General features: G+C 63.6%; 20 protein-coding genes and 1 tRNA gene. 13 read left to right on the forward strand and 8 right to left on the reverse strand.

The window, feature by feature from the left end:
• Position 1 precedes the first annotated feature (1 nt).
• Complete coding sequence (locus NKI79_RS14285) at positions 2 to 1,546, reverse strand: DUF4153 domain-containing protein (protein ID WP_352802227.1); 1,545 nt, start codon at positions 1,544 to 1,546, stop codon at positions 2 to 4.
• A gap of 281 nt (positions 1,547 to 1,827) precedes the next feature.
• On the opposite strand from NKI79_RS14285, the gene NKI79_RS14290 reads away from it, so the two are divergent.
• Positions 1,828 to 2,706: an HpcH/HpaI aldolase/citrate lyase family protein gene (locus tag NKI79_RS14290; protein ID WP_352802374.1), complete on the forward strand. Its 879-nt coding sequence runs from the start codon at positions 1,828 to 1,830 to the stop codon at positions 2,704 to 2,706.
• 28 nt (positions 2,707 to 2,734) lie between these two features.
• Complete coding sequence (locus NKI79_RS14295) at positions 2,735 to 2,941, forward strand: DUF1737 domain-containing protein (protein ID WP_352479716.1); 207 nt, start codon at positions 2,735 to 2,737, stop codon at positions 2,939 to 2,941.
• 277 nt (positions 2,942 to 3,218) lie between these two features.
• Here NKI79_RS14295 and NKI79_RS14300 read toward each other — a convergent pair whose 3' ends face one another.
• A complete protein-coding gene (locus NKI79_RS14300; protein WP_023680515.1) occupies positions 3,219 to 3,641 on the reverse strand; it encodes a metallopeptidase family protein in 423 nt (140 codons plus the stop codon).
• Between the two features lie 183 nt (positions 3,642 to 3,824).
• Here NKI79_RS14300 and NKI79_RS14305 point away from each other — a divergent pair, with 183 nt between their 5' ends.
• From NKI79_RS14305 to NKI79_RS14315, 3 genes are read left to right on the forward strand one after another with little or no spacing between them, the layout of a single operon-like run.
• On the forward strand, positions 3,825 to 4,883 hold the full coding sequence (locus NKI79_RS14305; protein WP_352802228.1) for an ImuA family protein: 1,059 nt from the start codon (positions 3,825 to 3,827) through the stop codon (positions 4,881 to 4,883).
• On the forward strand, positions 4,825 to 6,303 hold the full coding sequence (locus NKI79_RS14310; protein ID WP_352802229.1) for a DUF6504 family protein: 1,479 nt from the start codon (positions 4,825 to 4,827) through the stop codon (positions 6,301 to 6,303). The genes NKI79_RS14305 and NKI79_RS14310 overlap by 59 nt, the downstream gene beginning before the upstream one ends.
• Positions 6,300 to 9,608: an error-prone DNA polymerase gene (locus NKI79_RS14315; RefSeq protein ID WP_352802230.1), complete on the forward strand. Its 3,309-nt coding sequence runs from the start codon at positions 6,300 to 6,302 to the stop codon at positions 9,606 to 9,608. Before NKI79_RS14310 ends, NKI79_RS14315 begins: the two co-directional genes overlap by 4 nt.
• Positions 9,609 to 9,640: 32 nt before the next feature.
• Here NKI79_RS14315 and NKI79_RS14320 read toward each other — a convergent pair whose 3' ends face one another.
• The 4 genes from NKI79_RS14320 to NKI79_RS14335 form a co-directional block, all read right to left on the reverse strand.
• On the reverse strand, positions 9,641 to 9,880 hold the full coding sequence (locus NKI79_RS14320) for a Trm112 family protein (protein WP_352507380.1): 240 nt from the start codon (positions 9,878 to 9,880) through the stop codon (positions 9,641 to 9,643).
• 84 nt (positions 9,881 to 9,964) lie between these two features.
• The gene (locus NKI79_RS14325; RefSeq protein ID WP_023675985.1) at positions 9,965 to 10,636 is read right to left on the reverse strand and encodes an LON peptidase substrate-binding domain-containing protein; all 672 of its coding nucleotides are present in this window, start codon (positions 10,634 to 10,636) and stop codon (positions 9,965 to 9,967) included.
• Between the two features lie 163 nt (positions 10,637 to 10,799).
• On the reverse strand, positions 10,800 to 11,792 hold the full coding sequence (gene trxA, locus NKI79_RS14330) for a thioredoxin (protein ID WP_352802231.1): 993 nt from the start codon (positions 11,790 to 11,792) through the stop codon (positions 10,800 to 10,802).
• A gap of 102 nt (positions 11,793 to 11,894) precedes the next feature.
• Positions 11,895 to 12,392, reverse strand: coding sequence for a prolyl-tRNA synthetase associated domain-containing protein (locus tag NKI79_RS14335; protein ID WP_254817917.1), 498 nt, complete (start codon positions 12,390 to 12,392; stop codon positions 11,895 to 11,897).
• Positions 12,393 to 12,613: 221 nt separating this feature from the next.
• Here NKI79_RS14335 and NKI79_RS14340 point away from each other — a divergent pair.
• Positions 12,614 to 12,688: transfer RNA gene (locus NKI79_RS14340), tRNA-Gly, on the forward strand.
• A 141-nt stretch (positions 12,689 to 12,829) separates the two neighbouring features.
• On the opposite strand, the gene NKI79_RS14345 is transcribed toward NKI79_RS14340, so the two are convergent.
• Positions 12,830 to 13,702 carry a ferritin-like domain-containing protein gene (locus NKI79_RS14345; RefSeq protein WP_352479722.1) on the reverse strand — a complete coding sequence of 291 codons (873 nt, stop codon included), beginning with the start codon at positions 13,700 to 13,702 and terminating at the stop codon, positions 12,830 to 12,832.
• A 398-nt stretch (positions 13,703 to 14,100) separates the two neighbouring features.
• On the opposite strand from NKI79_RS14345, the gene NKI79_RS14350 reads away from it, so the two are divergent.
• Entirely contained in the window at positions 14,101 to 14,439 is a 339-nt protein-coding gene (locus NKI79_RS14350; RefSeq protein WP_254817926.1) for a hypothetical protein, read from the forward strand.
• Between the two features lie 188 nt (positions 14,440 to 14,627).
• On the forward strand, positions 14,628 to 15,866 hold the full coding sequence (locus tag NKI79_RS14355; protein ID WP_352802232.1) for a M24 family metallopeptidase: 1,239 nt from the start codon (positions 14,628 to 14,630) through the stop codon (positions 15,864 to 15,866).
• A gap of 9 nt (positions 15,867 to 15,875) precedes the next feature.
• On the opposite strand, the gene NKI79_RS14360 is transcribed toward NKI79_RS14355, so the two are convergent.
• A complete protein-coding gene (locus tag NKI79_RS14360) occupies positions 15,876 to 16,748 on the reverse strand; it encodes a helix-turn-helix domain-containing protein (RefSeq protein ID WP_352802233.1) in 873 nt (290 codons plus the stop codon).
• Positions 16,749 to 16,854: 106 nt separating this feature from the next.
• On the opposite strand from NKI79_RS14360, the gene NKI79_RS14365 reads away from it, so the two are divergent.
• The 5 genes from NKI79_RS14365 (at position 16,855) to NKI79_RS14385 (ending at position 23,253) form a co-directional block, all read left to right on the forward strand.
• On the forward strand, positions 16,855 to 18,126 hold the full coding sequence (locus NKI79_RS14365; protein WP_254817929.1) for an extracellular solute-binding protein: 1,272 nt from the start codon (positions 16,855 to 16,857) through the stop codon (positions 18,124 to 18,126).
• A 204-nt stretch (positions 18,127 to 18,330) separates the two neighbouring features.
• Positions 18,331 to 19,191, forward strand: a complete 861-nt coding sequence (locus NKI79_RS14370) for a carbohydrate ABC transporter permease (RefSeq protein ID WP_352650285.1) — start codon at positions 18,331 to 18,333, stop codon at positions 19,189 to 19,191.
• Positions 19,188 to 20,054 carry a carbohydrate ABC transporter permease gene (locus NKI79_RS14375; protein WP_023720571.1) on the forward strand — a complete coding sequence of 289 codons (867 nt, stop codon included), beginning with the start codon at positions 19,188 to 19,190 and terminating at the stop codon, positions 20,052 to 20,054. Before NKI79_RS14370 ends, NKI79_RS14375 begins: the two co-directional genes overlap by 4 nt.
• A gap of 8 nt (positions 20,055 to 20,062) precedes the next feature.
• A complete protein-coding gene (locus tag NKI79_RS14380) occupies positions 20,063 to 21,160 on the forward strand; it encodes an ABC transporter ATP-binding protein (protein ID WP_352802234.1) in 1,098 nt (365 codons plus the stop codon).
• 59 nt (positions 21,161 to 21,219) lie between these two features.
• A complete protein-coding gene (locus NKI79_RS14385; protein ID WP_352802235.1) occupies positions 21,220 to 23,253 on the forward strand; it encodes an aldo/keto reductase in 2,034 nt (677 codons plus the stop codon).
• Positions 23,254 to 23,319: the final 66 nt, after the last annotated feature.

A 23,319-nucleotide genomic window follows, 5' to 3' on the forward strand; every position in this document is an offset into this window, starting at 1 on the left:
ATCAGCGGCCCGGCATGAAGGGTTCGGACATCGGAGGAACCACAAACGGGCCACGCCTGTCGAGGGCGCGGTTGAGCCGCCAGTCACGAAAGCTCCAGCCGCGCCAGTTTTCCTGGCCGGCGCGGAAGCGTGCTTCGTCCTGTGCATACCAGTCGGCGAGTTCGCGGATGGAGGCATCCTCCGCGGAAACCGTCCTGCTCTGGTGCTGGACGAAACGATCGAGTGCCGGCAAGGCGCCGGGCCCGAGCGAGCGCAGGTACCAGGCGTCGAGCTGGGCGCCTTGGCCGGTCATTTCGAAGGAATGGTCGACATTGTAGCTGGCGATCAGCGCGGCAAAGTTGATGAAGGAGCAGGCATAGAGCGTCGCCGATAGCGTCAGAAGATTGGCGGAAAGCAGCCATTCGTTGGATTTTCCGCGCGCGATGCGGGCTATGATCAGGGCAAGGCCCGCCGCCACCAGCCCCATCCAGACGAAGGCGGCGACACGCCAGTAGGTCAGCGCATAGATGCCGATATAGAGATCGAGCCGCAGGATCGACGAGATCACCAGAACGATGTTCTGCGCCACCCAGACATAGACCAGCCGGCGGATGAGCGGATCGCCGGAGGTCGCGCTGCCCGGCCGCAGCGCCGCCAGCACGAAGCCGGCGGCCAGCAGTGCCGTGACGATCAGCGGGTAGGCACCGCGATGCGCGTAGGCGGCATAGGTCAGCCCGTCGGGAAGCGCGATGCCGCCCCACAGATAGGTGGCGTCGAGTAAGCTCTGCACCGCGAACAGGATGTTGAAGACGACGAGCGCGCGGAGGATAGCGGCCTTGCCGAAGACGATGTCCTCGATCGTGGTCCTGGTGGCCGGCGTCGCCGCTGCGCTGGCTGGCGACAGCCTGCGGCGGCGGAGAAACCGCGGCAGGCGCGGCCGCAGAAAGGCCCATACGCCGACGAGCACGGACAGCCAGAAGGCAAGACGCGGCAACTGCATGAGGTTGAGCAGGGCGAAGAGGTCAATCAGCGAAAACCAGTATTCGATGACCGGATTGGCGGCGCCGAACAGCGCGAGAAACACTGCGCCGAGGCTCAGCGGCATGACCCAGACGGCGATCGCCGCAAGGCGCACGCGCCGCCTGCCAAGCCGCCGCGCCGCCGTGCGCCAGCGGAAGAAATCGCGGATGAACCGAAAAGGCGCTGCGAGCAGGAAGGTCAAAAGCTGGCCGGCAATGCGGGCAAGGCCGCGCCGCAGCCGTCCGGCCAGTGAAAGCACGAAGATGGCCAGCCCCGCCAGCGCGATCGAGACGGACAGTGCGCTGACATTTTCCACAAGCGGCAGCAGCCCCACAAGCAGCGCAACCGGCTTGAACAAGAACTTGCCATCGTTGAAGACGCCGAGAGGATGGAGAGCCATGCTCGCCGCGGCAATCGCAACGCCGAACAGGAAAAGCGTGATGCCCGCCGGTTGGCCATAGAAGAAGAAATCGGCCAACGCGACGAGCAGGACGGCAACGCCGAAGCGGCTGCAATAGCTCGGCGCCGCCGGGAGGAATACTGTCATGATCGGGCTTTCTCGCCGGCTTTGATGCGGCCGGTGGGCAGGGATTTGCGAACGAAAGGGAGGAGGGGTGCCAAAGTCTGGGGCGGATCGACGAGCCACCAGCTTTCGCGGCGAAGCCGGTACGGCACGGACCAACGGGAGTTCGTTTGCTCTTGCATGCCGCCTTTGTCGCATTCTGCCGGGTGGCAAGCGGGGCGGAGACGAGGAGATTTTCCGAAATTGCGTGCAGTTTTTATGCACGGCTTGCCTCGGCTGGCTGCAGGCGGCATAGATCGAACATGATCACCGAAAGCTACCGCCCGCGCCGCTCGGTGCTTTACGTTCCGGCCTCGAACGACAAGGCGCTGGCCAAGATCCCGTCGCTGACCTGCGATGCCGTCGTCATCGATCTCGAGGACGCCGTCGCCCCGGCCGACAAGCTTTCCGCGCGCGAAAAACTGGCCGGGAATTTCGCCGGCCGTTCCAACCGGCGCTGCGAAATGGTGGTGCGCATCAATGCGCTGTCGAGCGAATGGGGCGCCGACGATCTGCTGGCCGCGGCAAAATGCACGCCCGACGCCATCCTGCTGCCCAAGGTCGACACGCCGCGCGACATCCTCGAGGCCGGCGACGTGCTAGACGACAATTTTATCGCGGACGAGGTCAAGCTGTGGGCGATGATCGAGACGCCCAAGGCGCTGCTCAATATCGGGCCGATTGCCGAGCTCGGCCGTGATCCGGCCTCGCGCCTGGTTTGTTTCGTTTCCGGGACGAACGACCTGGTCAAGGACACCGGCATTCTCGCCACGCCCGATCGGCGCTATCTCGTACCATGGCTGATGCAAATGGTGCTCGCGGCGCGCGCCGGCGGCCTCGACTTGCTCGATGGCGTCTTCAATGATTTTCGCGATATGGACGGGTTTGCGCGCGAGTGCACGGAAGCGGCCGCCATGGGTTTTGACGGCAAGTCGCTGATCCATCCAGCCCAGATCGAGGCGGCGAACCGCGCTTTTGCACCGACGCCTGACGCATTGGTCGAGGCGCGCGCGATCAAGGAAGCCTTCGCGCTTGCCGAAAATGCCGGCAAGGCGGTGATTGCGCTGAACGGAAAAATGGTCGAGCGGCTGCATCTGGCGCAGGCCGAAAAACTGCTGGCGAAGGCCGCCGCTGTTCGCGCATGATTATCGTAACTGACAACAGGATTGAAGAATGAAACTCTACCGCTTTCTGTCCGGCCCGGACGATGCCAGCTTCTGCCACAAGGTGACGGCGGCGCTGAACACGGGCTGGCACCTGTTCGGCTCACCGACCTATGCCTATGACAAGGAAGCCAAAACCATGCGCTGCGGCCAGGCCGTGGTGAAGGACATCGAGGGCCAGGAATACGGCCCCGACACCAAGCTCAGCGATTGGTAGGGAGGTTCGCCGAAGCGCTCGTCCTTCGTCATCCTAGGGCGTAGCAGTCGCGAAGCGACGTCGCGGAGTACCCTAGGATCCATGCCGTTACCTCTGCCGAAGGGCACGGCGGATCAGGATTAGTGTGATCTACCACCCCCGTTACCCAGAACGGGATGATGAGCGTTCGGTTCTGCACCGCCGGAGCACTGCACCACCATCACGGCATGGATCCTGGGGTCTGCGCCGCGTCGCTTCGCTCCTTGCTCCGCCCCAGGATGACGAGGAGCGGGGTCGCTCACTCCGCTGCCTCTTCGATCTTCTCCATATCGTCGTCCGACAGGCCGAAATGGTGGCCGATCTCGTGGATCAGCACATGGGTGACGATGTCGCCCAGCGTTTCCTCGTTCTCGGCCCAGTAGTCGAGGATGGCGCGACGATAGAGCGTGATGCGGTTCGGCCCTTCGCCGGTCTGCGGATTCCAGCGCTCGGCGATGCCGCGCCCCTCGAACAGCCCCAACAGGTCGAAGGGCGTTTCCAGCGAAAGGTCGTCCATGATCTCGTCGGTCGGGAATTCGGCGATCTGAATGACGATCTCGCCGGTCAACTTGCGAAAGTCTTCCGGCAGATGGGCATAGGCCTCCAGCGCCAGGAGCTCGATTTCCTCCATCGTTGGCGAAAGCTGGTCGTGCCAGATGCGTGTTTGGTAGATGCGAGCCATGCTTTGTCCTTTGATCCCGGCATATAGGCTTTCGGGCCGGACTCGGCAAATGGCCGGGCTGGGGTGACCGTGCCACGCCCCTACTAGAGGAATAAATTCCCCATGACTCCGCTTGACTCTTTGGCCGGCCTCTGGAATCTATAGGAACATAACAGGAACAATTGTGAGTGGAAGCTGACCGTCATGGCGACAAGCGCCGTGGCGCGGGAGACTGTTTTTGCCCTGCGCCGCCAGATCGCGAAGATCGAGGGAACGCTGTCCGAGCGTCTGGAGGCGTCGGCCGGCGCAGCCGCCGTTGATGCGGATGTCAGCCCCCAGACTCTGACATTGCCTCGAAATCTAACTATTGTCCGGCGCGGCCTCGCCGTGGCTTCGCAGGATGCGTTTTTGTCCACCGGCGCCGAGCGCCTCGACGCTGCGCTGAGCGGTGGCCTGCCGAAGTCGGCGCTGAGCGAGTTTCATGGCGCCGCGACGCGCGATGCCGGGGCCGTCGCCGGCTTTGTGCTCGCGCTCGTCAGCCTGATCCTCAGCCAGGGCCCGCGACTGCCGGTGCTGTGGATCGGCCCATCCGAGGTTTTCCGCGAGGCCGGCTTCCCCTACGCCAGGGGGCTTCACGACTTTTTCGGCATCGAGCCGGAGCAATTGCTGTTTTCCGAGGCGCCAAGGCTGCTCGATGCGCTGTGGGTCGCCGAGGAGGCTGCCCGGATGACGGCGCTGGCCGCCGTCATCCTCGAAATCCGCGGCAGCCCGCAGCGGCTGGATCTCACCGCGACGCGGCGGCTGCACGCCAGGGCGCAGAGTGCCGGCCGGCCGCTGTTCCTGCTGCGCCAGGCCGGCGAGCCCGAACCGACGGCAGCGCCCGTCCGCCTCATCCTGTCGGCGGCACCGGCGGCAGCGCGCCAGACGATCGCCGGGCCGCTCGCCGGCTCGATCGGCCGGCCCGCCTTCACCGTCGCCATCGGCAAGAGCCGCACGGCCTTGCCCGGACAATTCACACTGGAGTGGAACCCCGATGAACGCATATTCGAAGAAAGACGGGGCGAGCAAGGAAGGTCTCAGGAATCGGCCCCAGAACGGCCAAAGAATCCTGTCCCTGTGGTTTCCGCATCTCGCCGCCGAGAGGATCCTGCGGCAGCGTCTGGGGCGGTCCTGGCGTTCCCGGCCGTCGGATCGCCTGCCGCTGGTGATCAGCCATCGCCAAGGGAACGCCCAGCGCATCGCCGCCCTCGACGAACGGGCTGAGGCGCTTAACCTGAAACGCGGCATGGGTATAGCCGACGCATGCGCCATGCATCCCTCGATCGACATCGTGGAGGCCGATCCGGAGGCCGACCGGCGCCTGCTCGAAGGCCTCGCCGACTGGTGCGACCGCTATACCCCGCTGGTGGCGCTCGACGGGACCGACGGCCTCTATCTCGACGTCACCGGCTGCACCCATCTTTTCGGCGGCGAACGGTCCATGCTGGACGATATCCTGTCGCGTTTTTTCCATCAGGGCTTCGATGTCCGCGCCGGGCTTGCCGCCACGCCTGGTGCTGCCTGGGCGGCGGCGCGGTTTGCCGGCGACCGCATCGTGCCCGATGGTGAGGAGGAAGCGCTTCTCGCGCCCATGCCGCTGGCGGCGCTGCGCATCGACCCGGAGGTCCGCGCCAGCCTCGAGAGCGTCGGCCTGCGCACGGCCGGCGCCGTCATGGCAGCACCGCGCGCGCCGCTGGCCCGCCGCTTCGGCGCATCGCTGCTCTTGCGTCTCGACCAGGCGCTTGGCCGCCTCGACGAAGCCGTGTCGCCGCGCCTGCCGGTGGCACCGCTTTCGGTCGAGCGTCATCTTGCCGAGCCGATTATGTTGACCGAGGACATCGAGCGGCTGACCGGCATGCTGGCGGCCACCTTGAAGAGCGACCTCGAGCGTCGCGGCGAGGGCGCAAGGCGGCTGGCGCTGCTGCTTTTCCGCGTCGATGGCGGCGTCAGCCGCATCGCCGTCGGCACCTCGCGGCCTCTGCGCGAGCCGCGGCTGATCCAGAAATTGTTCCACGAAAGGCTTGCTGCGCTCGAACGGGATATCGACGCCGGCTATGGCTTCGATCTCGTACGCCTTTCGGTGCTGACCGCCGCCGCCTACGACATGCAGCAGGCAGACCTTGCCGGCGAGACGAGCGACGACGGTGCCGATATCGCGCTTTTTACCGACCGCATTCGCGCCCGGCTCGGCGAAGGCGCGGTCTTGAAGCCGGTCGCCGTCGAGAGCCATTTGCCGGAGCGCGCCGTCGCCACCCTTCCCTTCACGGAGGCGCCGCAGAGAAGCTCGCCGCCGAAGCAGCCGGACAAGGCGAAGGACGCTCCCACGACCGTCTTCCAGCCTGAGCGACCGATCCGGCTTTTCCGTTCGCCCGAGCCGATCGAAGTGCCAGCCACCGAAATGCCGGAAGGCCCGCCTTTGAACTTCCGCTGGCGGCGCGCGCTCTACCGGGTCGCGCGCGCCGAAGGGCCGGAGCGCATCGCGCCGGAATGGTGGCGAGAGGCGGCGGGACGAGAAGATGCCCCGACCCGGGATTATTTCCGCATCGAGGATGCCGACGGCCGCCGTTACTGGCTCTATCGCCAGGGCCTTTACGGCGCCTCTCAAGTCCCGCCGCGCTGGTACATGCATGGGATCTTCGCATGAATGCGCTGACGGCCATCCCCTATGCCGAATTCGGCATCCAATCGAACTTCTCGTTCCTGCGCGGTGCCTCGAAACCGGAGGAGCTGGTGGTCGCGGCAAAATTCCTGGGGTTTTCGGCGATCGGTCTCGCCGACCGAAACACGGTGGCGGGCGTGGTACGCGCCTGGCAGCAGGCCAAGGTGGAGGGTGTTTCCTATCATCCCGGCTGCCGCCTGGTTTTTTGCGACGGCACGCCGGACATCCTCGCTTACCCGCAGGACCGCAAGGGCTGGGGGCATCTCTGCCGCATGCTGACACAGGCCAATCTGCGCGACGAGAACGAAAAGGGCGCAACGCTTCTCAAACAGAGCGATCTTCTCGAATGGGGCGATCTCCTGTCGCTCGCCATACTGCCGGATCTGTCGGCGGACGCGGAAGCTGGCCTCGCACTGATTAGCCGGCTCAGGGATCGCTTCGGCGAAAACCTGAGGCTGGCGGTTTCGCCGGATTACCGCGGTAACGACCGCTTCCGTATCGAGCAGGCGGCGGCGATGGCCGAGCTGGCCGGCATCCCGCTGATGGCCACCAACGACGTTCTCTACCATACGTCGGAACGGCGCCCGCTGCAGGACGTGCTGACGGCGATCCGCCTCAATGTGCCCGTCGCCGAGGTGGGGCTGGAGCTGGCGGCCAATGCCGAGCGCCACTTAAAGCCGCCGCTGGAGATGGCACGGCTTTTCCGTAGATATCCGCAAGCGCTGGCGGAAACACTCTGTTTTGCCGGCGAGCTGACCTTCTCGCTCAGTGACCTGCAATACAATTATCCCGACGAGCCGACGGAATCGGGCCTCGGGCCGCAGGCCGAGCTGGAAAGGCTGGCCAAGGAGGGGGCCGCCATCCGCTACCCCTCGGGCGTGCCCGCTTTTGTGACGCAACGCATCGAGGAGGAGCTCGCCCTGATCGAGCGCCTGAACTACGCGCGCTATTTCCTGACTGTCCACGACATCGTCAAATTCGCCCGCAGCCAGAACATTCTCTGCCAGGGGCGCGGCTCCGCCGCCAACTCGATCGTCTGCTTCTGCATCGGCATCACCGAAGTTGGCCCGGACAAGATCGACACGCTTTTCGAGCGCTTCATTTCCGAGGAAAGGAACGAACCGCCCGACATCGACGTCGATTTCGAGCATGAAAAGCGCGAGGAGGTCATCCAGTACATCTATTCCAAATACAGTACCAAGCGCACCGCGCTGGCCGCTGCCGTCGTCAGCTACCGGGGCCGCTCGGCGATGCGCGAAGTGGCCAAGGCGATGGGCCTGTCGGACGACGTCCGCAGCGCGCTGTCCAGTTCGATCTGGGGCTGGTCGACCTCGGAACTCGGCGAAAAGGAGACAAAAGCCGGCGGCCTCGATCAGACAGATCCATCGACAAGGCACGTGATCGAATGCGCCAACGAGATCATGGGCTTTCCCCGTCATTTGTCGCAGCATGTCGGCGGTTTTGTCATCACCAGGGACCGGCTCGACGAGATCGTGCCCATCGTCAAGACGGCGATGGACGAGCGCAAGATGGTCGAGTGGGACAAGGACGACCTCGACGCGGTGAAAATCCTTAAAGTGGACGTGCTGGCGCTCGGCATGCTGACCTGCCTGCAGCGCGCCTTCACCCTGCTCCGGGATCATTATCCGCAGGCGCGGGACGATTACGGCCAACCCTATGTGCTGGCCACTCTGCCTGCCGAGGACAAGCGTGTCTACGATATGATCTGCCGCGCCGACACGATCGGCGTCTTCCAGATCGAATCCCGCGCGCAGATGTCGATGCTGCCGCGGCTCAAGCCGAAAGACTTTTACGATCTCGTCATCGAGGTGGCGATCGTGCGGCCCGGCCCGATCCAGGGCGACATGGTCCATCCCTATCTGCGCCGCCGGCAGGGCAAGGAAAAACCCGAATACCCCAAGCCGGAACTGGAAAAAATCCTCGGCAGGACGCTGGGCGTGCCGTTGTTCCAGGAGCAGGCGATGAAGATCGCCATCGTCGCCGGCGGCTTCAGGCCGGGCGAGGCCGATGAACTGCGCCGCGCCATGGCGACGTTCAAGCGCACCGGCACGATCGGCAATTACCGCAAGAGAATGGTCGACGGCATGGTCGCCAAGGGCTACGAAAAAGACTTCGCCGAGCGCTGCTTCAAACAGATCGAAGGCTTTGGCGAATACGGCTTTCCCGAAAGCCACGCCGCCTCCTTCGCCCTGCTGGTCTATGCCTCCTGCTGGTTCAAGACCTTCTATCCCGACGTGTTCTGTGCCGCGATCCTCAATTCCCAGCCGATGGGGTTTTACCAGCCGGCTCAGCTTGTCCGCGACGCGCATGACCACGGCGTCGAGATCCGCGACGTCGACGTCAATTTTTCCGGCTGGGATTGCGCCTTGGAGAAATCGCCTTTCGATCCGGATCGTATCCTTGGCCGCCATGCCCAGATGCGCGGCGTCATCCGGACCAGCCATGCCGTCCGGCTTGGTTTTCGCCAGGTCAAGGGCCTGTCGAAGGAGCGCATGGAGACCTTTGTGCTGCGACGCGGCGACGGCTACGCATCCGTGCGCGATGTCTGGCTGCGCTCGGGCCTCAACGTCGACGAGATCGAAAAACTGGCACAGGCCGACGCTTTCCGCTCGCTTGGATTGAACCGCCGCGACGCTCTATGGGCGGTCCGCGCGCTCGACGGCAAGAGTGCCGCCGAAAAGCTGCCGCTGTTCGATCAGCCGGCGATCCGCTTGCGCGATCTCGAGCCTGAAACCCGGCTCCCGACAATGCCGCTCGGCGAGCACGTCGTCCACGACTACCGCTCGCTCGGCCTGTCGCTGAAGGCGCACCCGGTCGCCTTCCTGCGTCAAAGGCTGGATCGGTCCGGCGTCACGCCCAATGCGCGGCTCGGCCAGGTGCGGGACGGCCGCCGCGTTTCGGTCGCGGGCCTCGTGCTGGTGCGGCAGCGGCCGGGCAATGGCAAGGCGATTTTCCTGACGCTGGAAGACGAGAATGCGGTCGCCAATATCATTTTCTGGGAAAGAACCTTCAACCGCTTCCGCCCCATCGTCATGGGCGCGCGTCTCATCCGCGTCACCGGCAAGCTGCAATCGGAATCGGACGTCATCCATATCGTCGCCGAGAAGGTCGAGGATCTGACGCCGTGGCTGTCGGTGCTGCTTGAGGAGGCAAGGCTTGTGGATGAACCTTCGAGCGGCCCCGAGGAGAAGCGGCCCGATAGCATCGCGCAAACGGAACTATTGGGAAAGGCAGAGAAGGTCATGCCCAAAGGGCGCAATTTTCAGTAGAACAGTGGCTGGCTATTGGCCTCTTCTCTTCGTCAGGCCGTTCCGCCCAGGCGCGGTGGCGTGGGCACGGCATCGTCAATAGTGATCGTGCGCGCCTCCGATGGCAGCATGATCGGAATGCCGTCCCGCACCGGATAGGCAAGCTTTGCCACCCGCGAAATGAGCTCGCCGCGCTCCGGATCCCAGGCAAGCGGCCCCTTGGTCAGCGGGCAGGCCAAGAGTTCCAGCAGCTTGGGATCGACAGTCCTGTTCCCGTCACGTCCATCCGCCATTCGATCCATCCTTTCCACAAGGCGACCGCTTCAGGTTTTTGCGCGCGGCCTCCCCTTCTCCCTTGTGGGAGAAGGAGGGCCAACCTACTGCAAACTCGAACCGAAATCCTCATTGTCGCGCGCCAGCGCCATTTCGGTGATGGCGATCAGGGTCTCGGCGCGTGTCTTCAGATCGGCCGCTTCGAGCAGGGCCTGTTTCTCGGCCGGCCCGTAGGGCGCCATCATCGACAGTGCGTTGACCAGCATGGCGTTTTCGGCGCGGCTGACGCTCTCCCAGTCGGCCTCCAGATCGTTGGCCTGCAGATAGGCGCGAAACGCTTTGAGCAGCGCCGGCCGGTCGATCTCGGCGTCTGCCTGCTCCTCGTCGAGATCGGCGAGAAAAGGTGCCAGCCGGCACTGGCGGAACGGCGTCTTGACCGTGAGTTCCTGGACAATGCGGAAGCGGCACACGCCCTGCAGCGAAATCAGGTAACGGCCGTCGCCGCTCTCGGACAGCGCAATGATGCGCCCGGCACAGCCGACATTGCAGAGCTCCGGCTCGCCGTCTGGACGCAGCGCACCGTCGAGGCTGGGCTGGATCATGCCGATCAGCCGCGGCCCGGCGATCGCTTCGTCGACCATCTGCAGATAGCGCGGCTCGAAGATGTTGAGCGGCATGCGGCCTCCCGGCAGCAGCAATGCGCCCTCGAGCGGAAAGATCGGCATGGTCGACGGTAAGTCCGCAGCGAGCCGGTAATGCGCGTTTCCCGCCTGCACCTCAATCCTCCGATCGCTTTGTCAGGAAGCGCACCAAATCCGTCTCCTCCCGGCCGGCACAAGGCGCAACACCGGAAACCTGAAATCGAACGCCGTCCGAAAACCTAATCTGGCGCAGCTGCCGCCCACCGCAAGCCCGCGCGACAAAACAGTCTGCGTCGGCTCAGGAAAACAGCAGCGACGACAATTTGCGCCGTGCCGACAGCGTTGCTTCGTCGGTCATGCCCCATGCCTCGAAGAGCTGCAGCAACTGGGTTCTGGCGCCGTCGTCGTTCCACGAGCGGTCTGCCTTGATGATCGCCAGCAGATTGTCGGCCGCCGCCATGCGATCACCCTTGGCGTTCTGGATCATGGCGAGCTCGAACCGTGCCTGGTGATCCCCGGGATTTTCGGCCAGCCGCCGTTCCAGTTCCGCCGGATTGCCGAGCACTGCTGCCTGCGCGGTGAGCGCCATCTTGGCCCGCAGCGCGGCGAGCTGGGGCGCATCCTTCTTCGCTTCCGGGGCCCGCGCCAGCACCGCCTCGGCACCTTCGGTATCGCCAGCCTCGAACAGCAGATCGCCCAAGCCGGCGATCGCCTCGATCGTCTCCGGCGCCTGTTCCAGGATGGCATCGTAAATGTCGGCAGCGGTCTGCACGTCACCGGCGTCGCGCGCCTCGGCAGCGGCGGCCAGCGCCTCGGCCACTTGCGGCGCGCCACCGTTCTTGCCGCCGACCTTCTGGATGAATTGCGTGATCTGGCTCTCGGGAATGGCGCCCATGAAGCCGTCGACCGGCTGGCCGTCCTTGAAGGCAATGACCGCCGGTATCGACTGGATGCCGAGCTGGCCGGCGATCGATGGATGGTCGTCGATATTCATCTTGACCAGCTTGACCTTGCCACCGGCGGCTTTCACCGCCTTCTCCAGCAGCGGCGTCAATTGCTTGCAGGGGCCGCACCACGGCGCCCAGAAATCGACCAGCACCGGCTGGCGACGCGATTCCTGGATGACGTCTGCAGCAAATCCAGCGGTCGTTGTGTCCTTGATGACGTCGGCCGGCGCCTCCCCAAGGGCGACTTTCTCACGCGCGGCGTCGGTGCCGCCATATTGCACGGTGGTGGCATACTGGCCGCCATTGCTGCCAAATGGGCCGCCAAAGGGGTTGCTATCGCTCATCTCTCGTCGCCTTTCGGTCGCGCCGCCGGCCAAGGGACGGGCGCAACATCCTTCTTTAGAACCCGGTTTCAGTCACCCCGGTCTTAGTCACCCATGTGGCGATCATGCCGAGACTTTCAAGATAACAGCATCATGTCCGGTTGCCTCGACGAATTTGACCAGGTCCGCGGCAGCGATGGAAGTCGTCGCTTCATTGGTCAGCGGGTGGGCATTGACCACCGCATGGCTCATCAGCTTCTCGTCCAAAACGACCTTGACCCTTCGCTCGGTGTCGTTGATCAGCCCGAACACCGTGACCGCGCCCGGGACGACGCCGAGAAGCTCCATCAGCATCTCCGGCCGGCCGAAAGACACGCGCCCCGCAGCGCCGATCAGATGGTGGATCTGCTTGAGATCGACCACCGCCTCCTCGTCGACGCTGACCAGGAAGAAATTGTCCTTCTTGTCCTTGAGGAACAGGTTCTTGGTGTGGCCGCCGGCAATCTCGCCGCGCAGCGCCTGCGAATCGGCGACCGTGAACAGCGGCGGATGCCGCCGCGTCGATACCTCGATCCCGAGTCCGGCAAGAAAGGCGAAAAGTTCGGCTTCGGTCTTCGGCATCGGTCTTTCTTCTGGTGGCCTGCTTTCAACGGCTTGTTCGGCTAACGCCGTTTACGGCCAATGATGCGGCCAAGACAAGTCCGTCGCGCAACGCCGGGGGTGATTGCCTTGCGACGTCCGGAGGAGCACTTCTCCGCAAGCAAAAAGCCTGCGAATTCCCTGTTGCAATCGCCGCGCTCTTCAGCCATATAGGCGCGGCTTGCGGCCCAAAAGCCGCGCGAGCGGGTGTAGCTCAGGGGTAGAGCACAACCTTGCCAAGGTTGGGGTCGAGCGTTCGAATCGCTTCACCCGCTCCATTTCTCTCAAGGGAAATCAAGCATCGAAAAGCCGCGGTCCGCCGCGGCTTTTTCGTTTTTGCGCGCCAACAGGGCGCAGCGCGCCGAATCGGCTGGCCGCGCGCGCAAGTTCATTTGCCACGAGATTCATCCGCAGACCGCTCAGGTGCTTTTGAGCGTTCCGTTCATTCCGTTCGGGTAGAAGCCGCCCTTGCTGACGCCTTTCTGGTCGGTCAGATAGACGATCCGAAGCACTTCTTGCGGCGTCCTCGTGAAGGCGATTGCATCCGGGGTCGATGGAACGATATTGGCTTTGCCGTCCACTCGGATGCCCTGGTCCTTGTCTTCCGGTCCATCGATCTTGTCGCGGGCGTCGGAAACCGCATTGGCGGCCTTCCAGGCATCCTCGCCCATTCGGTAAAGCGACGATCGCGCCATCCCCATGTGGTAGGCCTCAACGGCCAGAATGCCAGCGGCGGCGGCCTGGAAATCCTTGTTTTTCAGAAGGGGCGCGGCGCCGGCATAGGCAGTGACGCCGACATCCTCGAACAGCATGCCGCCGAGCACGAAGTTCATCTGGTTGCCGAAAGGATCGAAGTCCGCTCCGAGCCCCGCCGCCTTGGCAACCGCCGCAAAGCCCGCATCGAAATCGATTGCCGGCCGGTCGACGGCATCGCTTCCAAGTGTCTTGCGATAGAACCTGACATGGGCAAGTTCGTTTTCGGCGACCTCACGCATGAACTCGCCGATTGCAGGCGTGTCAAAGCGAACCTGTTTGCCGCCAGCCACAGCGCCGGCCTTCGGGCCGGCATCCGAGTCATCGATCCCTTTTCCGGTTGTGCCGCGCAGGTAATATTCGGCTTCCATATATTCGAGATTGAGGGCGAACCGGAAAATGTCTTCGTCTTTGACCTCATCCTGCGCATAGGCGCGGGAAACCGGGGCAAGCCCGGTGGCCGAAGCGAGCGTCGCTCCCAGGCCAAACTGCAATGCGCGGCGGCGTGAAACACGAAATGCAGGCGTGACGCGGATCATGGCTTCCTCCCAAAAGCCCGCCGGCATCAAACATTTTGGCACCTCAAAAGCGGGCCTGCGCTCCCAACTTCACGAACTGTGGAATGTTCCTCAATCGCCTTAAATGATCTCGCCGGATGGCGAGCACCGAGGTTTCCTCGATTGTAACCTCATGTCAGCCGACGCACATGCGCTGTAGCGGCGCTGGATCTGACGGCAGCAAAATCCAGCCGTTGCGGTCGTCCGAAGTACGCTGTCGATAAAATTCAGGACTTTTGCGTGCCGGTTTCGGACCAAGGTCCATCTTGCAGAATACTGTATTTGAACAAAGCTAGGTAACAGCCGGCTTTCACATTGGAAGTCCTGACGTTTTTCATTTGGAACCCATCCTGGCGGGAGGGCGACTCGAAGGAGGAACTATGAAAACGCGCACCTGTCTATTCGCGACTGTAGCCGCTCTCACCCTTGTCGCATCTCCGGTACTCGCTGCTCCCGGCGGCAATGGCAATGGCAACGGCAATGGCGGCAGCAACGGCAATGGCGGAAACTCGGCCGGGGCCGGCTCGCAGGGACACGGAGCCGCCACTTCCGCCGCGGCCAGGGACAAGTCGACGCACGGAGTTGCTCACGCAGCGGCGGTCGTTGCGACGACACCGGCCTCGCCACAGGCCACGTTGGCCTTGCAGGCAGCGCTGGCAAGGCAGACCGCGGATGACGCGGCAGACACTGCCGACGACACTTCCGACGAAACCGAATAAAGCTTTCGAAGCAGCCGCTTGTTGTGTTGAAAAGCCGCGGTTCGCCGCGGCTTTTTCGTTTCCCGACGACGAACTCTCAAGGTGAACAGCGCTTCCAGAAAAAAGCTGCTCCACGGCCGCACTGAAACTACGCTAAGGCCAAACGCCGCCGCATCGGCGTCGGTTTCGATTGCATATGAGGAGATCCCATGACCGGCTTTGTCGACCGCGAGCGCGCGACTGACCTGATGCAGCGCGCCGGCATCGAGGCGCTGGTGCTTTGCGAGCCCGAGGCGTTCCAATATGCCACCAGTGCCTGGATCGGCCCGGCCGGCCTGTTCCGGCGGGCCGGCGCCGGTTTCGTCGTTATTCCCAAGCGAGGCGACCTGCCGATCGGCGTCGTGGTGGCGGATTTCCAGGCTGCCCAGCTCCCGGCGGCGATGGCCGGCGCCATGGTACGCACGCATCCGATCTGGATCGAATCGGCGTCGCTCGAGCCGGCGACGGCCGACCGGCCTGTTGCGCAGCGCATCGAGGGCGGCCTGGTTGGCCGCGCCCCCGGTTTTTCACGTCCAGCGACCTTCGAGCTTGCCCGCTCCGTCCGCGAGCTGAAAACGATCCTCGCAGAATTGGGGCTGGAGCGTGCGACGCTCGGCATCGAGCTGGATTTCGTCTCGGCCAACGATTTTTCCGCGATGCAGGCGATGTTGCCGGGCACTGCCCTGGTCAACGGTTCGCCGATCCTCGACCGGCTGCGGGCGATCAAGTCGCAGAGCGAGATCGACCTGTTGCAGCAGGGCATCGTCCTGTCGGAGGCCGGCCTGTCGCGGCTGCAGCAGCATGCAGCGGCCGGCATGCGTCAGTCTGAGCTGGTCGCGCTTTACCGGCAAGGTGTCGCGGATGCAGCCGCCGGGTCGTCGCAGCAAATCTCGACGGCGGAATACGTCACGCTGGGCGCTCGCCCAAAAGGCGCCGACGCGATCGCCGCCGCCGGCGATCCGCTGAAGGCCGACATGGTGTGCAGCGTGAACGGCTATGCCTCGGATATGTCGCGGAATTTCACCTTCGCGCCGCCGTCGCCCGAACAGGCCGAATTGCATGCGATAGCCGAACGCGCCTTCGCCGACGGGCTTGCCGCGCTTATGCCCGGAAAGCCGTTGGCCACTGTGTATCGCGCCGCCAGCGACAGCCTGGCGCGCCAGGGCCTGCGTTCCTATCGCCGCGGCCATTTCGGCCACGGCGTCGGCCATTCCGTGTTTTCCGAGCAATGGCCGTTCATTTCGGCCGACTGCGATGTCGCGATCGAACCCGGCATGGTGCTGGCATTCGAGATCCCGCTCTACATCGACGGTCTCGCCAGTTTCAATCTCGAGGACCAGTTCCTGATCACCTCCAACGGGCCGCTGCCGATGAACCGCCTGCCGAGACGTCTGGGGGTTATCGGCTGAATCCAGCCGTTATCTGGCGCCGGCCACGCCCCTGCGGAAATCCGACGGCGACATGCCGGCAAGCTTGCGGAACGACTTGTTGAACGCGCTGAGCGAGCCGAAGCCCGATTCCATGGCGACGCGCAGCACATTGGCATCCTGATGCATCAGCAGCGCCTGCGCGTAGCTGAGGCGCAGCAGATTCACATATTCATTGAGCGTCATGCCGGTCGATTTCTTGAAGATGCTCATGGCGTATTTGGGATGGATGTCGGCCGCCGCGGCGATGTCGACGCAATCGATCTCGTAGAGGAAATTCTCCGCAATGAAGTCGCACATGCGCCCGACATTGCGCAGCGATTGCTGATCGAACGGGCTGCCTAGCTCCTGTTCGACCGGCGTTTCCGGCACCAGCCGGTAGGGCTCGAATCGCACCCGCTCAAGCCGCAGCAAAAGCTCGTTGACGGCATGCTCCGCCTTGACCGGGTCGCCGGAGCGGGCATAGCGGTTCCAGCGCTCAAAATTGTGGTCGTCCGACCGGTCGGTGGCATCGGTCACCAGCGTCGCGCCGGTCATCAGCCTGTTGCGGACATCGGCGGGCAAATGCAGCCGGAAGAAATGAACCAGCGGCAGATGCGCGCCAGCGTAGATGGCATCGTCGGAGGCTTCGTCCATCTGGTGCGGCAGGCCGCCCCAGAACAGGCACATGTCGCCCGCAGAAAGCGAAAGCCCGTGCCCGTCCATGCGGTAATGCACGGCGCCACGCACGATGAAATTCACCTCGACCTGGGCGTGCCAATGCGGCTTGAGCATCACCAGGGGCTGGGTGTGGAACATTTGCAGCAGCAGCGGCAGGCCCTCCACGCTGCTGGCGCCAGGCTGGTAAAACGGCCTTTCCGGCATCTTACTTTCCGCTCATTTCTTATTCCCTTTGTCGCGGACAAGGCTTTCCCGAAGCCTAGTCTAGCCACGCTCGCAAACAGAGAGCAACTGAAATGGGAGGATTTCAATGCGCTTAAAATTGACCTGCGCCGCGCTCGCGCTTGCCCTGGGCTCCAGCCCAGCCTTTGCGCAGTCCGGTGAAATCACGATCTGGAGCTGGAACATCGCCGCTTCGTCGCTGAAGGCCACCATAGCGGGCTTCAACAAGCAGTATCCCGACATCAAGGTCACGGTCGAGGACCTCGGCAACCAGCCGACCTACGACAAATCGATCGCCGGCTGTGCCGCCGGCGGCGAGGGCCTGCCGGACATCGTGACGATCGAGAACGGCGAGGCGGAAAACTACTGGAGCCAGTTCCCGGATTGCTTCGTCGACCTGCACACGCTCGGCTACACCGCAGAAGACCAGGCAAAATTCCCCGACTTCAAACGTACCGAGCTCGAGGTTGACGACAAGGCCTATGCGATGCCCTGGGATTCCGGTCCAGTAGCGATGTTCTACCGCCGCGACTTCTATGAGAAGGCCGGCGTCGACCCGTCTTCGATCAAGACCTGGGACGATTTCATCGCCGCCGCCAAGAAGATCCAGGCCGCCAATCCTGGCGTGACGATGACCAACGCCGATTTCAACGGCGATTCCGAATTCTTCCGCATGATCTCCAACGAGCAGGGCTGCGCCTATTTCTCCGCCGATGGTCAATCGATCACCGTCAATCAGCCCAAATGCGTCGATGCCATGACCAAGATCAAGGAGATGAAGGACGCCGGCATCATTTCCTCTGCCGACTGGAGCACCAAGATCACCAACAACACCGCCGGCAAGGTCGCCAGCCAGATGTATGGCGGCTGGTATGAAGGCACCATACGCACCGAGTCGCCCGATGGCGCAGGCAAATGGGGCGTCTATCTGATGCCGAGCCTGACCGCCGACGGTCCGCGCGCCGCCAATCTCGGCGGCTCCTCGCTCGCCATCACTTCGGTGTCGAAGAACAAGGAAGCCGCCTACGCCTATCTGAAATACACGCTAGGGACGAATGAGGGCCAGATCACCATGCTGAAAGGCTTCGGCCTGGTGCCGTCGCTGATCTCGGCGCTCAACGACCCTTACGTCTCCGAAGGCCTGCCCTATTGGGGTGGCCAAGCCGTGTGGAAGGACATCCTCGGCACCTTGCCCAAGGTCGTCCCCAGCCGCGGCACGCCGTTCCAGAGCGACGCCGAAATCATCATCCGCGCGGTGCAGACCAAATATCTGGCCGGCGGCTATCCCGACGCCAAGGCAGCGCTCGACGATGCCGCAAGCCAGATCGCCGCGGCGACCGGCCTGCCGGTCAAGTCGTGATCTAGACGAGGCGGCTCCGAGCGCACGGCTCCCCTTCTCCTCTTGTGGGAGAAGGTATCGCCGAAGGCGACGGATGAGGGGTGCTCCAGCTTGGCGCCGGCGGCACTCCGGCCATCACCCCTCAACCGTCTCAGCGCTATGCGCCGATCCACCTTCTCCACAAGGGGAGAAGGCAAGAACTTGAAAGCAGAAAGGAGGAAAACGATGCGCTACCAGAACGCCACGGCTTATCGCTTCCTCGCGCCCTATCTGCTGATCTTCTCGATCTTCTGGCTGTGGCCGATCATCGATTCCTTCCTGATCTCGTTCCAGGCGACGCGCACCGTGCCGTGGCGGTTCGCGCCGACCTTCAACTGGGGCCGGCTGATCGGCGATCCCGCCTTCTTCAATGCCTTGAAGAACACATTGCTGATCCTCGTCATCCAGGTGCCGGTGATGATTTCGCTGGCGATAGTGATGGCGGTGCTTTTGAATTCGCCGCTGCTCAAGGCACGTGGCCTGTTCCGATTTGCCTTCTTCGCGCCTGTCGTGGTCGGTGAGGTCGCCTATTCGGCGGTTTTCCGGCTGATGTTCAATCTCGACTACGGCATCATCAACAAGTTGCTGAACAGCATCGGACTGCCCACTGTCGACTGGTTTACCAACGTCACCCCGGCGATGGCGGTGATCATGATGGCGGTGACCTGGCGCTGGGCCGGCTACAACGCCATCATCCTGCTCGCCGGCCTGCAGTCCATCCCCGAGGATGTCTACGAGGCGGCAACCCTGGACCGGGTCAGCAAGGTCAAACAGTTCTTTTATATCACGCTGCCCCTGCTCAAGCCGATCATCGTGTTCTGCGCCGTGCTGTCGATCATCGGCACCATGCAGCTGTTCACCGAGCCCTTCCTGATCACCGAGCGCGGCGGGCCGGGCGGCGGCACCGAAACGCTCGGGCTGCTGCTTTACCGCCAGGGCTTCCGGTCGCTCAATTTCGGCTATGCTTCGGCCGTCGCCTACACCATGGCCGGGCTGGCGATTGCCATTTCGTTGGTGCAGATATGGCTGACGAGGGAACCGAAATGACCTCGCGCTCCCCAATCAGCCATTCCCGGGTCAGCCGTTCCCAGGCCAGATTGGGCCGCAGCATCGCGCTGCATCTGTTCCTGACGCCGCTGGCGCTGGTCTGGCTGTTTCCGCTGTGGATGATGGTGGTCTTTTCCACGATGCCCGACAATGGCATCTTCAGCCCCGACATCGAGCTTTTGCCGCACGGCAATTTCCTCGACAATGTCAGCAATCTGCAGCGCGGCACCAATTTCATCGGCGCCATCGGCATCTCCGTCTCGGTGGCGGTGACCTATACCTTCCTGTCGGTGATGCTCACCTCGATGGCCGGCTGGGCGCTGGCGCGTTACAACTTCTTCGGCAAGGGCATGGTCGTAGCCATCATCTTCGGCACCATCACGCTGCCCTATGCGGTCGTGCTGATCCCGCAATTCATCATGGTGGCGCGCGACTTCAAGCTCGCCAACACCTGGGTGGCGCTGATCGTGCCGCCACTGTTCAACTCGCTGGGCGTGCTATTCATGCGGCAGAGTTTTTCGATGATGCCGCACGAGCTGTTCGACGCCGCCAAGGTCGAGGGCGTCAAGGAATGGCGGATATTCCTGTTCGTCGCATTGCCTCTGGCGCGGCCGATGCTGGCGGCGCTCGCCATCATTCTCTTCCTTGCTTCCTGGAACAATTATCTGTGGCCGCTGCTGATCAATTCCAAGCCGGGCGCAATGACCGCGCCGGTGGCGCTCGGCACGCTGATCGGTCTCACCAAGGTGTCCTGGGGCGGCATCATGGCGGGCGCGGTGATGCTGACGGCGCCAATGCTCGTCGTGTTCGTGCTTCTGCAGCGCCATTTCGTCGCCGGCATCGCCGCCGGCGCTATCAAGTAAGGATCAGCATGGCGGCAGTCACACTCAAAAACGTCATCAAGCGCTTCGGCGTCTTCGAGATCGTCCACGGCGCCAATATCGATATCGATGACGGCGAATTCGTCGTCTTCGTCGGCCCTTCCGGCTGCGGCAAGTCCACGCTGCTCCGGATGATCGCCGGGCTCGAGGACATCAGCGACGGCGAGATCGCCATTGGCGGCAAGGTGGTGAACGACGTCGAGGCAGCCGATCGCGGCATCGCCATGGTGTTCCAGTCGTACGCGCTCTATCCGCACATGACGGTCGAGCAGAATCTGAGCTTCGGCCTAAGAATGACCGGCAACCCCAAGGCAGATACCGAGCGGCGGGTGAAGCGGGCTTCCGAAATCCTGCGCATCGCCGAGCTGATGAAGCGGCGGCCGCGGCAATTGTCGGGCGGCCAGCGCCAGCGCGTCGCCATCGGCCGCGCCATCGTGCGCGAGCCGCAAGTGTTCCTGTTCGACGAACCGCTCAGCAATCTCGACGCCGAGCTCAGGGTGCAGATGCGCGTCGAGATATCGCGCCTTCACAAGGAGCTTGGCGTTACCATGGTCTATGTGACGCACGACCAGACCGAGGCGATGACGCTGGCCGACAGGATCGTCGTGCTCAACGCCGGCAATATCGAGCAGATCGGTGCGCCGCTCGATCTCTACGACGACCCCGCCAACCGCTTCGTTGCCGGCTTCGTCGGCTCCCCGAAAATGAACTTTCTGGCGGCGAAAATGGTCGGGGCCGACAATGGCGCTGCGGTCGTCGAACTGGTCAATCATCGCGGCGCGCTCCTGCGCAAGCAGCTTTCGGATGCTCTGCCTGCGATAGGCGGCGATGTCGTGCTTGGTGTGCGGCCGGAGCATTTCTTCGACGCCGGCCAGGGCGATTGCGACCTTACCCTCAAGGCCGACGTCGCCGAGCACTTGGGATCGGTGAGTTATGTCTATGCCAATTCCGGGACCGGGGGCGGGCGCGAGGAACTGATCATCGAGCGCGAGGCCTCGCGGCATCGCGCGAACGGCGACGACCTGGTGGTGTCGATCAAGGCCGACCGCTCGCTTCTCTTCGACGCCACCGGCGCACGCATTCGCTAACCCATCTAGTTTCTTTTGTCCGATCGCGATTGGTCGCGGCCACCCCACGGAGATTTGACATGACGTCCAAGCCAGAAAAAATTCGCTGGGGCATTCTCGGGCCCGGCAACATCGCCAAGGCCTTTGCGGGCGGCGTTGCCCATTCGCGCACCGGCACATTGGTCGCCTTAGGGGCGCGCAATCCCGGCAAGGCCGGGCTCACTGAGGCTTTCCCCGGCGCCCGCATCCTTGATGGCTACGAGGCTTTGCTTGGCGATCCGGATGTCGACGCGATTTATATTTCAACGCCGCATCCAAGCCATGCCGAATGGGCGATCAAGGCGGCTGAGGCCGGAAAGCATGTGCTTTGCGAAAAGCCGCTTGGCCTGACCGCCTTCGAGGCCGACGCCATGATCCATGCCGCGCGCAAGGCCGGCACCTTTCTCGGTGAAGCCTTCATGTACCGGCTGCATCCGCAGACGGCCAGGCTGGTCGAGCTGATCAGGGCCGCCGCGATCGGCGACATCAAGATGATCAAATCCAGTTTCGGCTTCGCCATGCCTAGCTTCATGCCGGAGCACCGGCTTTACGCCAAGGATCTCGCCGGCGGCGGCATTCTCGATGTCGGCGGCTATCCCGTCTCGATGGCGCGGCTGATTGCCGGCGCCGCGGCGGGAAAGCCCTTTGCCGAGCCGGACAAAGTAGTCGGCGCTGCGCATCTCGGCCAATCCGGCGTCGATGAATGGGCGTCGGCGCTGTTGCATTTTCCGGGCGGCATCGTCGCGGAAGTCTCCTGCAGCATTTCGCTCGCGCAGGACAACGTATTGCGTATTCTCGGCAGCAAGGGCCGCATCGAGGTGGCGGATTTCTGGTATGCCGGCGGCCAGCAAGGCGGCACCGGCGAAATCCGCATCATCCGTCGGGGTGACACCGAGGTGGTCGAGGTCAAGGAGGACGGCTGGCTTTACGCATTCGAGGTCGACGCCGCCGGCGAGGCCATTCACGGCGGGAAGCAGGAGTTCGCCTGGCCGGGCATGGGCTGGGCCGACAGTCTCGGCAATCTGCGCGTGCTCGATAAATGGCGGGCCGCCATCGGGCTCGAATATGACATCGAGAAACCGGCAAAGCGCGTCAACACGATCTCCGGGCGGAAGCTGCGCTCCGGCGGGACCGCCATCCCCAAGCGCGGCATTCCGGGCCTGCCGCGGCCGGCCTCGTGCCTGGCGCTCGGCTTCGAGGATTTCCGCACCTTTTCGTCGGGCGCCATCCTGCTCGACGCCTATTTTGAGGCGGGCGGCAATCTGTTCGACACCGCCTTCGTCTACGGTTCCGGCTATACCGAGACGCTGCTCGGCCAGTGGCTGAAGAACCGCGGCGTGCGCGAGCAATCGGTGGTCATCGGCAAGGGTGCGCACTCGCCGCTCTGCTATCCCGACGTCATCGGCAAGCAGCTCACCCAGTCGCTCGAGCGGCTGCAGACCGACCATATCGACGTCTATTTCATGCATCGCGACAACCCGGACGTGCCGGTCGACGAGTTCGTCGATGCGATGGATCGCGAGGTCAAGGCCGGCCGCATTCGCGGTCCGTTCGGCGGCTCGAACTGGACGATGGAACGCATGGACGAGGCGATTGCCTATGCCGAGCGCACCGGCAAGCAGAAGCCCGGCGCGCTTTCCAACAATTTCTCGCTGGCCGAGATGCTGGAGCCGATCTGGGCGGGCTGCGTCACGTCCTCCAGTGACGCATGGAAGGCCTGGCTCACCGCCCGGCAAATGCCGAACTTCGCCTGGTCGAGCCAGGGCCGCGGCTTCTTCACCGACCGCGCCGGCCGCGACAGGCGCGACAATGAGGAACTGGTCCGGGTCTGGTACTCGGAGAGGAACTTCGGCCGCCGCGACCGCGCCATCGAGCTCGCCAAACGGCTGGGCAAAAGCCCGATCCACGTCGCGCTCGCCTATGTCCTGGCGCAGCCCTTTCCGTCCGTCCCGCTGATCGGGCCGCGCACGCTCGACGAGTTGGAAGACAGCCTCCAGGCGCTCGACATCTCACTTTCGCCGGACGATCTTGCATGGCTGGATAGCGGTTCGGATCAGGCCCGCGCGCGCGCCTGATAGCGGGGTCTTGCGCTGCGCCCCTAATTTCCGGACTGTTTGCGCTGCCCCTCACCTACCCTCTCC

The organism is Mesorhizobium sp. M0340 (assembly GCF_040321535.1).
Taxonomy (GTDB): Bacteria; Pseudomonadota; Alphaproteobacteria; order Rhizobiales; family Rhizobiaceae; genus Mesorhizobium.